Genomic DNA, 14,168 nt, shown 5'->3' with positions numbered 1-14,168 from the left:
AGTCAGATTGTTAGATCGAATCCGGCGCATCGAGGCGGCTTGCCGCGTGAGCACTAGTCTGCACACAAAACGGGCGAAGATTGTATAATGTTTCGCCTGTGATTGGATACAGCTCGTCGACTAACATTCGGCGCGATCTTCGCCGATCGAGCCCTCAAACCCAACCTCTCAAGCCGATGGCCGCCAGGACCCGACCGAAATCCGAAGCCCCAGACGTGAGCGATCGCGTCGGCCGGATCAGGGAAGGCGTGACCGCGGCGATCCTCGAGCATCGCCTGCTGCCGGGCACCAAGCTCGGCGAGGACGAGATCGGCGAAATTTATGGCGCGAGCCGCACGCTGGTCCGCACGGCGCTGCAGCAACTGACGCACGAGGGCATCGTCAACATCGAGAAGAACCGCGGCGCCTTCGTCGCGCGCCCGACGCCGGCCGATGCCCGCGAAGTGTTCGAGGCGCGCCGCCTGATCGAGCCCACCATCGTCGACCATGCCGTCGACGCGGTATCGCCTGCCTGGATCGATCGGCTCCAGCGCCATCTCATCGAGGAGCGCGACGCCGAGCAGCGCGGCGACGCGCGCGCCTCGGTCCGGCTCTCCGGCGAGTTTCATCGTCTCGTCGCCGAGATGAGCGGCCACAGCATCTATCTCGGTTTCCTGAAAGAGTTGATCGCGCGCTCCTCGCTCATCATCCTGCTCTACCGTCGTCACGATACACCGGCCTGCGGCACCGATCATCATGCCGGCATCGTCAGCGCGATCCGCAAGCGCGACAAGCAGGCTGCACGCGCGCAAATGCTGTCGCATCTTCGCGAGATCGAAGCCGAGCTGTTCCTGAAGGATCCCGCCGCCGACGAACTGCGGCTCGCGGACGTGCTGGGTGCGTAAGCACGCGCGAACGGAACCGCAGCAGGCCGCGTCGGGCCTGTCACAATCGCTGACGTTCATCTCGTTTTCGAAAACGGCAGGATTCGCTACGAATTCGATCGCTTGCGGTGCAAGACGGTCATTTAATTCCCGACGTCACGCCATATTGTGACAATCCTTGGCAGATTTTTGCGCCTTGTTGGGATGAGAGCGCGCTGCGGCGTCACGTGACTATTCCTCGCGGGCCGCACCGGCTATAGGATGTGGCTCTGTCATCGAATTGTCATGTCACCAGAAATGCTCAAATCAGACGCAAGCCCGACCCGCAAAACTGCGTGTGCGCCGGAAGGGAACCCTGTCGCCAGGGACAACAGGAGGGCGCAAGCGGTCGTCGGCTTCCTCAAGCAAATCGAACCGGCTGAATTCGGCGCGGAGCCTGTAATCGTCGAGGGCACTGGGGTTGATCAGACGCCATCGCAAAATGCGAATGTCGCCGCGCAGCTCACCGGCGAAATCGAGCTCAAGCTTCTGGTCGGTGCCGATCGCATGGCGCATTTCAACGCCGCGCCCGTCATCGCGAGCAACGCGCGCAACAAGGGCTCGCGAAAACATCTCAGATCCGTCTATTACGACACGCCGGAGCGGACGCTGCGGCGCAACGGCCTGAGCTTGCGCGTGCGCCAGAGCGGCGCGCGCTTCGTGCAGACGGTGAAGACCGACGCTGCGGAGGATCCGCTCCGCCGCGGCGAGTGGGAGGCCAGCGTCGCCTCGCTCGCGCCCGATCTCGCTTTGGCGATGCCTTTCATTCCGGAGAAGCTTCGCGGTCGTCTTGAAACGCAGCCGCTCGAAGCCGTCTTCATCGCAGACGTCCATCGCCACGCGCGGATGATCGACCTGCCGACCGGCAGCGTCGAGATCGCCTTCGACCACGGCGTGCTGACCGCGGGCGATCGCTCCGTGCCGGTGAGCGAGATCGAGCTCGAATTGAAGAGCGGCAGCGCCAGCACGATCTACGAGATCGCGTTGCGGCTGGCGGAGCACGGGGCGGTGAAACCATCGATCCGCACCAAGTCGGCGCGCGGCTTCGACCTCGCTGCCGATACGCCGCCATCGGCCCGTCGGCCGGGCAGGCTTCGCCTTGATCCGTCCGTGACGCTCGACGAGGCCTTCGCGACGATCCTGCGCTCCTGCTTCCTCCATCTGCTGCAGTCACTGCCTGCGGCCGAGGACGGCCGCAATCCGGAAGGCGTGCATCAACTGCGTGTTTCGCTGCGCCGGCTGCGATCGGCGCTCGATCTGATGCGATCGGTGGGTGCGCTGAGCAATCTCGACGTGCTGCGATCGGAGGCCAAATGGCTGGCGCAGGACCTCTCCGCCGCGCGTGACTGGGACGTGTTCCAGCTCGAGACCTTGCCGACGATCGCAACAGCCTGTCCTGCGGTCGCCGGCTTCGATTCGCTCGGCCGGGCCGCGGCCAGTCGACAGTCCGATGCCTATCGCAAGGCGCATGATGCGCTCGGCGATCGCCGCTGCGCCATGTTCCTGATCGGCCTCGGCGGATGGATCGAGACGCGGGGCTGGCGCAACGACGTTGCGGCCGAAGATCTCGGCCAGCTCTCCGAGCCCGCCGTCAACTTCGCGCAGCGCATCCTGTCGGAGCAATACGCGAAGGTGCTCAAGCGCGGCCGCCGCTTCAGGTCGCTTCCGGCGGCGGAGCTGCACCGGGTGCGGCTCGCGACCAAGCGGCTGCGCTATCTCAGCGAGTTCCTGCTGCCGCTGTTCGCCGATCGCAAGTCCGCGAGGAAATTCTCGCGCCGGCTTGTCGCTTTGCAGGAGCAGCTCGGCGCCTTCAACGACATGGCGGTCACGGCATCGTTGCTCGACGGGCTCGGCACCGGCCCTGACAGCGCCATCGCGGCGGCGGCGATCGCCGGCTGGCAAGCGCGCGCATCGGTGGGTGTGCAGCCTGCCTTGCGAGGCACATGGCGCGATTTCACCGCCGCGCGCGTGCCGTGGTCGTCACAGGGCTGACCGCGCATCCCCCAAAAAGTTGCGGCCAGGCTTTGGGGGAAGCCTGGCCGCGCGCGAACCGGTCTGGGACGGGGAGGGGTGGGGATGTGACCGGGTCGCGTAACCTGTTGTCTCGTTCCTACTGATCTCTTGCGCTGGCGGTGGAAACCGCCGGCTTGGTATCGCCGAGCGAGACCCAGACGTTGGGATCGCTCTGCGACTGGCGCTTGACGAAGCGGTAGCCGGTCTCCGTCCAGGCAACGACGCTCTCGTTCTGATTGTCGAGAACGAACTCGCCCTTGTCGGTCTTCACCGTCAGCACCGCGTGCCCTTCACCCTTCTTGTCGCGCACGACGGTGATGAGCAGGGCCTCGCGCGGCCATCCGGCATCGATCAGCATCTTGCGCTTCAACAACACGTAGTCTTCACAGTCGCCGTAACCGTCGGTCGGCAGCGACCACTTCTCGATCACGCCCCAGTGCTCCTGGTCGGTCAAAGGCTTGACGGTCTCGTTGACCCAGCGATTGACCTTGACGAGGTCGCGCCATGCGGCCTGCGACATCACGATGTCGCGCGGCTGCGTCGGTGCGCCCTTGCACTGCGCGGCATTGTCCGCACAGAACTCGACCCAGCCGATCGGCGCACGCGTGGTGTCGCCGAGGCTCGCGTAGAGCAGGCGGCTTTCACCGGCCTGCGCTGTCGCGCCGATCCCGAAGAGCATGACGGCCAGCGCCAAACCCTTCCCCTGTCCCCTGAAGTCCAACATTGCGGCCCCCGTTTCTTGTTGGGACCACCATGCGCATGGAGCTTTTGAGCCGCCGCTAAGTCAACCAAGTCAAGTCGAGACGAATGCAAGTAAAATACGGGGCGAATACGATCTATACTTGATTCAAATACGCATAAAATTTGACATGACTGCAATTGATTCAAATTTTAGGAGTTAACGCGGAAACGCTGGCGGAACCGCGGTTTTCGCGCGCAAAGGGGCCCGCGTTAACGCGCGCGCGTCCCGCCGCCAGGCATGAAAAAGGCGGCGTCCGCATCGCGGAGGCCGCCTTCGGGGCTGAAAATCATGTGGTTTTGACGTGCTCGCGCTTTACCGCGCGGTAACGCTCTCTTCGAGAGTCTCGATCGGCTGCGAATGCAAGAACTCCAGCGCGAAGCCGTCTTCGAGGTTTCGGACTACGCGGCCCTGGACCCGGCCGAGCAGAACCGTCGATAGCAGCGGCGGACGGTTCTCCGCGGCGATGGCCGCGCCGGACAGCGAAAGGTCGATGATGCGGCAGGTCATCTTGGTGCCGTCCTCGAGCGTGAGCACCGCGATCGGGTTACGCGGCACGATACGGTCGTGGCGGCGGTCTTCCGGCAGATTGAGGATGTCGCGGTTCGCGAGCCAGGTCAGCTGTGCCGCGAGCTTGTCGCGCTTGCGGGGCGTCGCCCCCACCGTCATGGCGAAGCCATTGTCGATGATGCGGGTGATCTTGCCCTCGACGCGGCCGATATGGTCGAGATAGGCGACCACACGGTCGCCGACATTGCCGATGCCGGGGGCGAGCAGTGCAAGCCCGCCCGGTGACATGTTGATCACCTGGCAGGGGAATTCCCGGCGGTCCGGCAGCATGTAGCGGCCCAGCAGGTGGACTTTCACCCGCTGGAAACGCCGACGTTCCTCGGCGGCCGGAAGAAACTTTTTGTTAGCCAACGCCATTTTCAGCACCCGACTCCCCGCCCGGGCGGAGTCCGGGACGACCCTAAGGTGCACAGGGTTAATGCCGCGTTAGGATTGGACGCGTCGATCACGGACAGACACAATCCGTTCAAGAAACCACATCAAGGGCGGGCAGGCCGGTCAGGCCGGGCTTGCTCCCGACGATACAACCACAGCAGCAGCGCCAGCAGCACGGCGGCCGACAGCCCCAGCGACCAGTGAATGCCGATCGCCGCGCCAAAGACCCCGACGGTGATGCCGCTGAAGGCGCGCATGCCGAGCCCGGCCATATTGTAGAGGCCGACGACGCGGCCGCGGATGTCGGCCGGCGCGTTCAATTGCACCAGCGCCTGCGCCATGGTGTTGAACGACAGCTCGAAGAAGCCCGCGAAGAACAGCAGCACGATCGCCACGGGATAGATCCGCACCGCCGCGAAGCCGAGCAGTGCCACGCTCCACAGCATCGCGAGCGTGATCGCGGTGCGGGGCGTGCCCTTCAGCCGTCCCCAGGATTCCAGCGCAAGGCCGGCGAGCAGGGCGCCGCCGGCGTCGGCCGCCAGCAGCACGCTATAGGAGACGCCGGGATCGCCATGGCCGAGATCGCCATGGCCGAGATCGCCGGCAAAGCCCGGCATCTGCGCGTGATAGGCATTGCCGATCATGAAGGAGGTGAGGCCGGCCAGCCATGTCATCGCCGTCAGCACCGGCTGGGTGCCGATGGCACGGATCGTCAGCATGATGTCGGCAAAGCCGCGCACCGCGAAGCGCCTGATGGCGATGCTGTTGTCGCGGACCGGCGCCCAGAACAGCCACAGCAGCATCGGCAGGTAGAACAGCGTGTTGAAGATGATGCCGTGCGAGGTGCCGAGCGTCAGCATGATGACGCCGCCGACCGCCGGCCCGACCAGGATGCCGAGATAGCGCGCCATCGCGTTGAGCCGCACCGCGCTCGGCAAATCGGCGGGGCCGACGAGGTCGTAGAGCAGCAGCTGGTTCGGCGTCTGCCACAGCACGCCGGCGCAGCCGTGGATCACCAGCAGCAGCATCGCGTGCCACATCTCGATCGTGTCGGTGATGAAGAAGAAGCCCCAGCCCGCCGAGGCCACGATGAAAAGCAGCATGCCGCACTGGATGATGCGGCGCGGGTCAAACCGGTCGGCCAACCCGCCGACCGCGACCGAGAACAGCAGGAACGGCAGCCAGTGCGACAGCACGGCAAATCCCCCCAGCGTCGGCGAATGGAATTTCTGGAACACCACCCAATAGCTGATCACGTGCTCGATATTGTCGGCCATCATCGCCAGCACATAAGCGATGAACTGGAGCCGGTATGGCACCGACTTCATGGCCGCGAATGAGCCGGACGCGGCGACGGGATTTTGGGGGAGGGGTTCAAGGGAGCACCTGACAAAGAGTTGGGCCGTTCCCACGAGGCCGAGGCGGCAAATTCCAACTGCGCCGATACACGTTGGTGGTCGTATGCTCAAGATGTATGGCGAGCGTGATGAATTAAGGTCCAGCTTCACGAAATCTGACTCTCCCTCGTCGTGACGCGAAAGATCGCTCTGAGGTTGCAGGATCGCATTTCGCGTGATATCAACTAAAGCGTGTATTAGACTCTGAAGACGCTGAATTTAACTCAGGTGTCGCAATTTGATCGTTGCGGATTGCAATTGATTGCCAGCGGGTCTGTCTTCGGGCGGTTCTCTTTCAACTGTGTTTTTCTGACGTAACGATAACAGGAGACAATGATGAAGCCGATCGCATCGGTGCTTCTCATGGCGCTCGCATTCGCGGGTACCGCACGCGCTCAAACCGCCGACCCCGATCCTGCGCTGAACAATCCCGACAAGGTGTCGTGGGAACTCTTCGCTGTGGTCAATAAGTCGGTTCCGAGTATAAACAACAACGTCGTGTTCGAGACTTGGGCTTCTAATGAGGATACATTCCAGTCAAATCCCAAGTTTCCGGGTTCTTCCTCTCCGCCTAACTGCGCGCCGGCACAAGTCGCGACACTCACCACGGCGCTGCCACAGCAGCCGACAATTACGCCCGTCGCAAGTCCGAAGATCTTAAACGTGCCGGCACTGATTGCGTTGGCGCCACGGGAGCCGGGATTGCAACCACACGTGCTGCCGGCAGAGCCCGGATTCGAAGCAGTTGAAGAGACGCGGCGCAACCGGGCAACATTTGATTTTATCGTGTGCAACAGGTTGCAGACTAGGGCTGGTCTAAGGGCGGCTTTTGCCATCGGGCAGCCGATCTCGTTTCCGGTCGACTCGATGGAGGTGAAAGCGAACTGGGTTTTGGCCAAGGATCTCAGCTCATCCGATTATCATATCAACACAGCTTCTGATAATAAGCGCTACGCACTCATTTCGATGCACATTATCTCCAAGCAGATCCCGAACTGGACTTGGGCCACGTTCGAGCACAGGGACAATGTTGGACGCTGCGACTTCATCGGTTGCCACGACAGATTCGGCGCGGTTGTACAGGATGTCAGAGCGCATGATGCTCCGGGTGGAAAGTATGGGCCGTGCGTCAAGACCGCGGCGCTGAAGAAGCTGTTCGCCGACAACGGTCTTCCCGCTCTCTGGGAGAACTATTGCCTGAAGGGTAGTCAGGCCGATTTTGTGACCGCGACAGGACTTCCGGTTCATTTGGGCAATTCTGTAACCGAAGCTGGCTTTGTCGACACTTCGTCGTGCATGACCTGCCACAGCCGTGCCGCAGTCAATTCAAATGGGGTCGGAACGACCGGGGCAGGCTTCCTCATACCGGCTATTCCTACGTCATTGTGTCCCAACGGTCCGCAAAAGCGGTGCAGCCCGAACGGGGCACCACTTCCAGCTTGGTTCTGGAACAATCCTGGTCCCGACCAGTCGATGCTTGCCCTTCAGACGGACTTTATCTGGTCGATTCCTCGAGAGGCGATCGGTCCGTAATCTCTATGGCTCGACTGAAGCGCACTCGCGGGCATCTGCCTAAGCAGCGGGCAACTGGCGATATCGACTATCTACCGCCGGATGCGCTGCTGGGCCTGACGCTCTATTTGCGTCATCGTTTTCCCGTACGCCGACGTCCGGGAAGCGCAATCGACTTGTCGGAACTGAACCGGCGCGTCACGCTGAGTGACCTGAGGGCCGAGCGCAGACGCATCTTAAAACGCTCTGTCGAACTCATCCGACGCTTTGCCGGGCGACTGGGCATGACCGTCACGTCGGTCGACTTCCTCGGCCGTCGTGTCAGACTCAAGACGCGCGTGGCTGCGGCCGAACGCGCGTTTGCAACGCGACTGGCATGGATCAATGATGGCGGCGTATGGCGCCATTACCCCTGCCGGCAGCCGAGCGTACCGCGGCAGTTGAAGCCGATCGTCCATTCTGTTCTCGGGCTCGATACCAGGAAACCTAGGCTGAGCAGGCTGCGCCAGAACGCAATTGCGAATGATGGCAGCGGTTTGTTGCCGTCCGAGATGGCTCGCCTCTACGGCCTTGACCGCCGCGACCGCGGTGCAGGCCAATGCGTTGCTATTATTGAACCGGCCGGTGGTTATCGACCCGACGACATCGTAGCGGCCTGCCAAGCTATGCAGATCGCTCCGCCGGAGATTGTCGATATCAACGTGGGAGCGGCCGCAATCGACCGGGCCAGGATCGCCGCGCGGATCAGGAGGTTGCTCTCGATATCCAAGTCGTTGCCGGCGTCGCACCCGCGGCGCGCATCGTCGTGTATTTCACCGAGCTCAGCGAGCCCGGGTTGGTCGCGGGCGTCAGTCGCGCGGTGCATGGTCCCGAGCGGCCCAATGTCATTATCATCACGTGGGGCGAACCGGAAACGCTCTGGCCGCCGCAGTCCCGGCTTGGTCTCGATCCGGTGCTGCAGGACGCGGTTCGACTCGGGATTACAGTACTTGCGACCTCCGGCGACGATCTTGCGTCCGAGCGCATGCAAGATGGCAAGGTCTACGTCAACTATCCGGCATCTAGCCCATACGTTCTGGGTTGCGGCGGGACGAGCATTGCGCTCGACGCGGCGCGGACGAGTATCGAGAACGAGACAGTCTGGAACGATCGCGGCGTGCGTGGCACTGGGGGCGGCATCAGCGAGAAATATCTAGTTCCCGCCTTTCAGGCGACGCAGCGGATTCGAGGCTCGCTCAACGACGACAAGCGCGGTCGCGGCGTGCCTGATGTCGCCGCGGCCGCAGCATCGACGAACGGCTATCGCATTTTTCTCGATGGCAACGATTTCGTCGCGAGTGGCACCAGCGCGGTCGCTCCACTCTGGGGCGCTTTCATCGCGCTCATCAATGCCGAGCGTGGGCAAGCGCTCGGTTTTGTCAATGATCGTCTCTATCGGAGCCCGCATCTGTTGCGGCCAATCACGACTGGTGACAACAAGGACACTTCTGGCCTGGGTTACGACGCGGGACACGGTTGGAATCCTTGCACCGGCCTTGGCTCGCCAGATGGCGCAGCGATTGCTTCGACCTTTGCGACCATTCCCTGATCACGAGCAATAGCACATTGCCGAGCTTTTTGGCCGACGAGCCCCACCTTGGCAGCACCGCGCAGCTCACATACGCTTCGCTTCAGTCCGCATCGCCAATCATAATAGACGGGCACCGAGGAAACAGCCATGGATCAAATCCGCGTCTGCACCCACGCAGGGCCGGGCTCGGAGCCCGTCATCCGCACCGTGCCGTGGCCGAAGGTCGGCCGCAAGGGCGCGCTGATCAAGGGTCGGTGCCTGCGGCGTCTGCGGCACCGATTTGCATATCCTGAAAGGTCATTGGCCGAAGCCGCTGCCCTGGCCGTTTACGCTCGGGCACGAGATCGGCGGTGTCATCGTCGAATGCGGCGACGAATTCACCGAGGACTTCATGAGCAAGCCGCTCAAGGTCGGATCAAAAGTGATGATCCCGCCGCTGATGCCCTGCGGCCGTTGCTATTACTGCATCCACTATCCGCAAACAGCGAACAAATGCCTGACGCCGGTCTATTACGGCCGCTATCTCGGCTTCGACAAGGCGCCGCACATGTGGGGCGGCTGGGCCGAATATGTCTATGTCGATCTCGACATGCTGCCGGGCACCAAGATCTACAAGCTGCCCGACGACATGTCGCTGCGGCTCGGCGCGCTGTCGGAGCCGCTGACTTCCTGCATCCGCGCCTTCAACCGCGCCAGCCGTGCCGGCGGGTTTTCCTGGGGCGACTCGGTGGTGATCCAGGGCTCCGGCCCGATCGGCATTTTGGCCGTCGCGGCGGCGAAGGAGATGGGGGCAGGGCGCGTGATCTGCGTCGGCGCGCCGGAAGAGCCGCGGCTCAAGCTCGCGCGCGAGTTCGGCGCCGAGGCGACGGTGAACATCGAAGAGGTCACATCGCCGCAGCAGCGCATCGCCCGCGTGCGCGAGATCGTAGGTCACTTCGGCGCCGATCTGGTGATGGATTGCTCGGGCCACCCCTCGGCCGGCCCCGAAGGCATCGAGATGCTGCGCGACGGCGGCACCTATGTCGAGATGGGTCAGTTCACCGACGCCGGCTCGATCGAGACGTCATGGCACCGCATCTGCACCAAGGACCTCAACGTACTGGGATCCTGGGGTTTTACCGGCAACGATCTGCCGCTCGGCGTCGACATGCTCTACCGCACGCGCGACAAATATCCGTGGCTGAAGATGCAGACGATCTATCCGTTTACGGAAGACGGTGTTGCGCAGGCGGTGCGGGATGCGATGGCGATGAAGACGGTGAAGTCGACCATCGTGCCGTGGCCGGAGCTGGTGGACTAGGCAATGGCGTCCATCCCGTCCGATCTTGCGGCGTTTCTGGTCGAAGCCAAGCGGCGCACCTATGCGGGTCTCGACGACGACGCGACCGTGGCCATGCCTCTGCTTGCAGGCTCCAGGCAGCTCGAACATCGCGCGGCACCTTACGCGTACCGCGATATCTATTTCGGGATGGGGTTCTTCGTCGGGCAGGAGACCGTGTCGCGGGCCGACCGCGTCATCTGGTCGATGAGCTACAGCGGTGGCGCCCGCGCGGATATCACGGATCGGGATACTTTTCTCGCGATCTACAAATTCCTGCGGCAGGCGTTGCTGGGCGTTTCCACGGAGGAGCCCTATCGGGGACCGCGTCTGTTCGAGCAGGCAGGCATGATCTACCGCAACCGGGTTCACGGCGCGCTCGATCGTTTTCACGGCGTCGAGACCATCGACCGAGTGGATGACGCACCTCTCTACGAGCTGCGCTATAGCGGCGGTCTGCTGCGATAGTTATTGAACTTGTTGCCCGGATCGAGCGCAGCGTAATCCGGGGCCGCTGCTACCGTATTTCGCTTCGCTTCATACGGGCTACGAGGCGGAGGCTGGTATGAAGGACGAGATGACAAACGAACGAACACCAGATCCAACCCGGCGCGCTCGCTCGCCTTTCAGCGCCATCCGCGCGATCGACTACACCGTCATCTTCGTACGCGACATGACCGCGATGCGGCGCTTCTACGAGGACGTTCTCGCCTTTCCGCTGCTTCGCGAACTCTCCCCGAACTGGATCGAGTACGCCCTCGGCGGCAACACGCTGGCGCTGGCAAAGCCGGGTCGGACCGCCGCCGATGCGCCGGTGCCTACCGGCACGGCCTCGCTGCAATTGGCCTTCAAGGTTTCGGCAGCCGAAGTTGATGCGTGCGCCGACGAACTGGTGAGGCAGGGCGTGGCGCTGCTGTCACCGCCGACGAACCAGTCCTTCGGACACCGCACGCTGTTCTTTCGTGATCCCGACGGCAATCTCCTGGAGGTCTACGCGGAAATCTGAGAAGGGGCTCGCAACGACCGGTGGCAGCCAATTCCTCCGCTTTGGCCCCAAATCCCGCTATATGCAGCAAAAGGGCCCGAAAACGCTGGATGTAGTGGGTCGGGCCGGCGGTAAGCTTATTCTCGATGGTGCCGAAGCCATGCATCATAGGCATGGTGATTTGCCTGCGCTTGGCGTAAAGAGCGTCCAAATCAGATCACCACGCGTGCGGCTGGACCATTTTGCCGCGTACGCAGCTTCAGGTCGCGCGGCTCGACGTTCCGCGCCTGGACCAACCAAGGTTTATCCCGTGTCTTTCCCGACCATGAGTGCGCCGCTCGCCCGAGCTTTGGCCGAGCGCAACTACGACCGTCCGACCCCCGTTCAGCTCGCCGTGCTGGCGAACGAAGCCGCTGACCGTGACCTGCTGGTCTCGGCCCAGACCGGCTCCGGCAAGACCCTCGCTTACGGGCTCGCCATGGCCAAGGATCTGCTCGGCGACGCCGAGCGGTTCGAACGGGCGGGCGCACCGCTCGCCCTGATCGTGGCGCCGACCCGCGAGCTCGCCTTGCAGGTTCAGCGCGAACTTGCGTGGCTGTACGAGCATGCCAACGGCCGCGTCGTCTCCTGCGTCGGCGGCATGGATCCGCGGCGTGAGCAGCGCGAGCTTGCCGCCGGTGCGCACATCGTCGTCGGCACGCCCGGCCGCTTGTGCGATCATTTGCGCCGCAACCGTCTCGACATCTCGGAATTGAAGGTGGTCGTGCTCGACGAGGCCGACGAGATGCTCAATCTCGGCTTTCGCGAGGACATGGAATTCATCCTCAAGACCACGCCCGAGACACGCCGGACGCTGCTGTTCTCGGCGACGTTTCCGCGCGGCATCGTCGCGCTGGCCAAGCAATATCAGCAGCAGGCGTTCCGGATCGAGGTCGCGGGTGACGAAGGCGGTCACGCCGACATCGAGTACCGCGCCATCCGGGTTGCTCCCGGCGACGTCGAGCACGCAGTCGTCAACGTGCTGCGCTTCTACGAAGCGCCGAGCGCGCTGGTGTTTTGCAGCACGCGCGATCACGTCAGGCATTTGCAGGCGGCGTTGCTGGAGCGGGGCTTCTCCGTGGTCGCTTTGTCGGGCGAATTGACGCAGAACGAGCGAACCACGGCGTTGCAATCGCTCCGCGACGGACGCTCTCGCGTCTGCGTGGCAACCGACGTTGCCGCCCGTGGCATCGACTTGCCGAGCCTCGACCTCGTCATTCACGCGGACCTGCCCAATGATGCCGAGGTCATGCAGCATCGCTCGGGTCGAACGGGGCGCGCGGGCCGAAAGGGGACAAGCGTCCTGCTGGTGCCGCCGATACGACGGCGCCGCGCCGAAATGCTGCTGAATGTCTCGGGGATCGACGCGGTCTGGGGGACGGCCCCGCAGGCGGAGGAAATCCGCAAGCTCGATCACGACCGCATGAAGGACGTGTTGTTCACGGAAGAGACCACTCCCGACGATCAGGTGCTGGCGCAGGCATTGCTCGCCGAGCGCTCGGCTGAGGATATTGCCGCCGCGCTCGCGCGGCTCTATCGCGCGCGGCTGCCGTCGCCGGAAGACATCATGGATCCCGGCGAGCGAAGCAGCAACCGGCCGCGTGACGATCGAGGTCGCGACAATGCTCGCGCGCCGCGCGACGATCGGGCGCCGCGCGACGATGTCCGCAACTCGCGTGGTGATGATCGTTCCGAAAGGCCTCGGCCAAAACCCGGAAAATCGTCGTCGAAACACGGCATGGCGGATGGCAGTGTCTGGTTCCGCGCCAACATCGGCCGCAAGAAGAATGCGGAAGCGCGTTGGCTGCTGCCGATGATCTGCCGCCGTGGCGGCATCGACAAGGGCGACATCGGCGCCATCAAGATCATGGACACCACCACGGAGTTCGAGATTTCCGAGCGGGTCGCGGAGTCCTTTGCTGCCAAGATCAAGCGTCCGGACAAGGAAGACAATATCCGCCTTGAGGCGATGGCGGATGCGCCGCAGCGCCAGGCGCCTTCCGAGAAGCGGCCGCACACGCCTCGGCGCGACAGCGGCGAGGGCGATCATCGTGAACGTCGCGACGATCGCGCGCGCGAGGTGAGCGACTTCAAGCCGCGCGGCAAGACACATGGCGAGCGCGCGCCGAAATTCGAGGATGCTCCTTCTTTCGCGAAGAAAAAGCAGCACAAGAACAAGCCGGGACACGCCGAGCCGTCGGTGACGCCGTGGGCCGGGAAGGGCGCGCCGGGAAAGAAGCCCAAGAAGAAACATCGGGGCTGAGCTTCAGCCTGACTGCGCAGACAGGAAGGGATGCCGCCGGATCGCACCGGCGGCATTTTCATTTCAATTCTCAGGTGGGCTCAGCGACCGCCGCCGCCGCCACCACCACCACCTCCTCCGCCGCCACCACCGCCGGCATCACGCATCGACGAGCTGTAGCGCGGATCGGCCTGCTTCATGTAGGTGGGCGAGGTGTCATGATGGATGACACTGGGGCGGCTTCTGCCAGGCGAGGTCGGCATCTCGATCAGGACACCGCAACCCTCGAAGAAGGCGGTGTCGCAGCCATAGGTCCGGAGCTGCGCCGCGTTGGCGCTGGTTGCGCTGAACGCGCTCGTCGCAACGAAGGCAATCAAGGCAATTTTCGGCAATGTGAGTTTCATGGAAATTCTCCAGTCTCGTTTCGGCGAGACCGGAAGCGGCCCGCACACACCTTCGACGGGAGCTGATCGAAGCCGGTTCGAGCGGATGGCTTCACGCCCGCG

11 protein-coding genes and 2 pseudogenes are annotated in these 14,168 nt (G+C 63.3%); 9 read left to right on the top strand and 4 right to left on the bottom strand.

The genetic code is table 11. The features are described 5' to 3' along the window. Positions 1 to 176 precede the first annotated feature (176 nt). Together ACQ86E_RS01320 and ACQ86E_RS01315 are read left to right on the top strand one after the other, a co-directional pair. A complete protein-coding gene (locus ACQ86E_RS01320) occupies positions 177 to 884 on the top strand; it encodes a GntR family transcriptional regulator (RefSeq protein WP_431203871.1) in 708 nt (235 codons plus the stop codon). Positions 885 to 1,160: 276 nt separating this feature from the next. After that, complete coding sequence (locus ACQ86E_RS01315; protein ID WP_431203870.1) at positions 1,161 to 2,894, top strand: CHAD domain-containing protein; 1,734 nt, start codon at positions 1,161 to 1,163, stop codon at positions 2,892 to 2,894. A 118-nt stretch (positions 2,895 to 3,012) separates the two neighbouring features. Here ACQ86E_RS01315 and ACQ86E_RS01310 read toward each other — a convergent pair whose 3' ends face one another. The 3 genes from ACQ86E_RS01310 to ACQ86E_RS01300 all read right to left on the bottom strand — a co-directional run bounded on the left by ACQ86E_RS01310 (position 3,013) and on the right by ACQ86E_RS01300 (position 6,011). After that, a complete protein-coding gene (locus tag ACQ86E_RS01310; RefSeq protein WP_431203869.1) occupies positions 3,013 to 3,639 on the bottom strand; it encodes a transglutaminase-like cysteine peptidase in 627 nt (208 codons plus the stop codon). 330 nt (positions 3,640 to 3,969) lie between these two features. Further along, positions 3,970 to 4,581 carry a PilZ domain-containing protein gene (locus ACQ86E_RS01305; RefSeq protein ID WP_431203868.1) on the bottom strand — a complete coding sequence of 204 codons (612 nt, stop codon included), beginning with the start codon at positions 4,579 to 4,581 and terminating at the stop codon, positions 3,970 to 3,972. Positions 4,582 to 4,703: 122 nt separating this feature from the next. Continuing rightward, entirely contained in the window at positions 4,704 to 6,011 is a 1,308-nt protein-coding gene (locus ACQ86E_RS01300; RefSeq protein ID WP_431203867.1) for an MFS transporter, read from the bottom strand. A gap of 318 nt (positions 6,012 to 6,329) precedes the next feature. Here ACQ86E_RS01300 and ACQ86E_RS01295 point away from each other — a divergent pair, with 318 nt between their 5' ends. The 7 genes and pseudogenes from ACQ86E_RS01295 to ACQ86E_RS01265 all read left to right on the top strand — a co-directional run bounded on the left by ACQ86E_RS01295 (position 6,330) and on the right by ACQ86E_RS01265 (position 13,683). Next, positions 6,330 to 7,529, top strand: a complete 1,200-nt coding sequence (locus ACQ86E_RS01295; protein WP_431203866.1) for a hypothetical protein — start codon at positions 6,330 to 6,332, stop codon at positions 7,527 to 7,529. Positions 7,530 to 7,534: 5 nt separating this feature from the next. After that, positions 7,535 to 7,927: pseudogene (locus ACQ86E_RS01290) on the top strand (hypothetical protein); the annotation flags it as partial. A gap of 386 nt (positions 7,928 to 8,313) precedes the next feature. Continuing rightward, positions 8,314 to 9,096: a S53 family peptidase gene (locus ACQ86E_RS01285; RefSeq protein WP_431206657.1), complete on the top strand. Its 783-nt coding sequence runs from the start codon at positions 8,314 to 8,316 to the stop codon at positions 9,094 to 9,096. 129 nt (positions 9,097 to 9,225) lie between these two features. After that, positions 9,226 to 10,378, top strand: a pseudogene (locus tag ACQ86E_RS01280) (zinc-binding dehydrogenase). A 3-nt stretch (positions 10,379 to 10,381) separates the two neighbouring features. Next, a complete protein-coding gene (locus ACQ86E_RS01275) occupies positions 10,382 to 10,864 on the top strand; it encodes a DUF5680 domain-containing protein (protein ID WP_431203865.1) in 483 nt (160 codons plus the stop codon). A gap of 109 nt (positions 10,865 to 10,973) precedes the next feature. Continuing rightward, on the top strand, positions 10,974 to 11,402 hold the full coding sequence (locus tag ACQ86E_RS01270; protein ID WP_431203864.1) for a VOC family protein: 429 nt from the start codon (positions 10,974 to 10,976) through the stop codon (positions 11,400 to 11,402). A gap of 304 nt (positions 11,403 to 11,706) precedes the next feature. Then, entirely contained in the window at positions 11,707 to 13,683 is a 1,977-nt protein-coding gene (locus tag ACQ86E_RS01265; RefSeq protein WP_431206644.1) for a DEAD/DEAH box helicase, read from the top strand. 80 nt (positions 13,684 to 13,763) lie between these two features. Here ACQ86E_RS01265 and ACQ86E_RS01260 read toward each other — a convergent pair whose 3' ends face one another. Continuing rightward, a complete protein-coding gene (locus ACQ86E_RS01260; RefSeq protein WP_431203863.1) occupies positions 13,764 to 14,066 on the bottom strand; it encodes a hypothetical protein in 303 nt (100 codons plus the stop codon). Positions 14,067 to 14,168 lie beyond the last annotated feature (102 nt).

Origin of the sequence: Bradyrhizobium betae (assembly GCF_050632175.1) — a bacterium.
GTDB lineage: Bacteria > Pseudomonadota > Alphaproteobacteria > Rhizobiales > Xanthobacteraceae > Bradyrhizobium > Bradyrhizobium betae_B.
This window is presented reverse-complemented; position numbering and strand designations above follow the sequence as displayed.

Excerpts from the sequence above, each read along its gene's own strand:
- ACQ86E_RS01320 (WP_431203871.1), top strand. The coding sequence starts at position 177 with ATGGCCGCCAGGACCCGACCGAAATCCGAAGCCCCAGACGTGAGCGAT.
- ACQ86E_RS01315 (WP_431203870.1), top strand. The coding sequence starts at position 1,161 with ATGCTCAAATCAGACGCAAGCCCGACCCGCAAAACTGCGTGTGCGCCG.
- ACQ86E_RS01310 (WP_431203869.1), bottom strand. The coding sequence starts at position 3,639 with ATGTTGGACTTCAGGGGACAGGGGAAGGGTTTGGCGCTGGCCGTCATG.
- ACQ86E_RS01305 (WP_431203868.1), bottom strand. The coding sequence starts at position 4,581 with ATGGCGTTGGCTAACAAAAAGTTTCTTCCGGCCGCCGAGGAACGTCGG.
- ACQ86E_RS01295 (WP_431203866.1), top strand. The coding sequence starts at position 6,330 with ATGATGAAGCCGATCGCATCGGTGCTTCTCATGGCGCTCGCATTCGCG.
- ACQ86E_RS01275 (WP_431203865.1), top strand. The coding sequence starts at position 10,382 with ATGGCGTCCATCCCGTCCGATCTTGCGGCGTTTCTGGTCGAAGCCAAG.
- ACQ86E_RS01270 (WP_431203864.1), top strand. The coding sequence starts at position 10,974 with ATGACAAACGAACGAACACCAGATCCAACCCGGCGCGCTCGCTCGCCT.
- ACQ86E_RS01265 (WP_431206644.1), top strand. The coding sequence starts at position 11,707 with ATGAGTGCGCCGCTCGCCCGAGCTTTGGCCGAGCGCAACTACGACCGT.
- ACQ86E_RS01260 (WP_431203863.1), bottom strand. The coding sequence starts at position 14,066 with ATGAAACTCACATTGCCGAAAATTGCCTTGATTGCCTTCGTTGCGACG.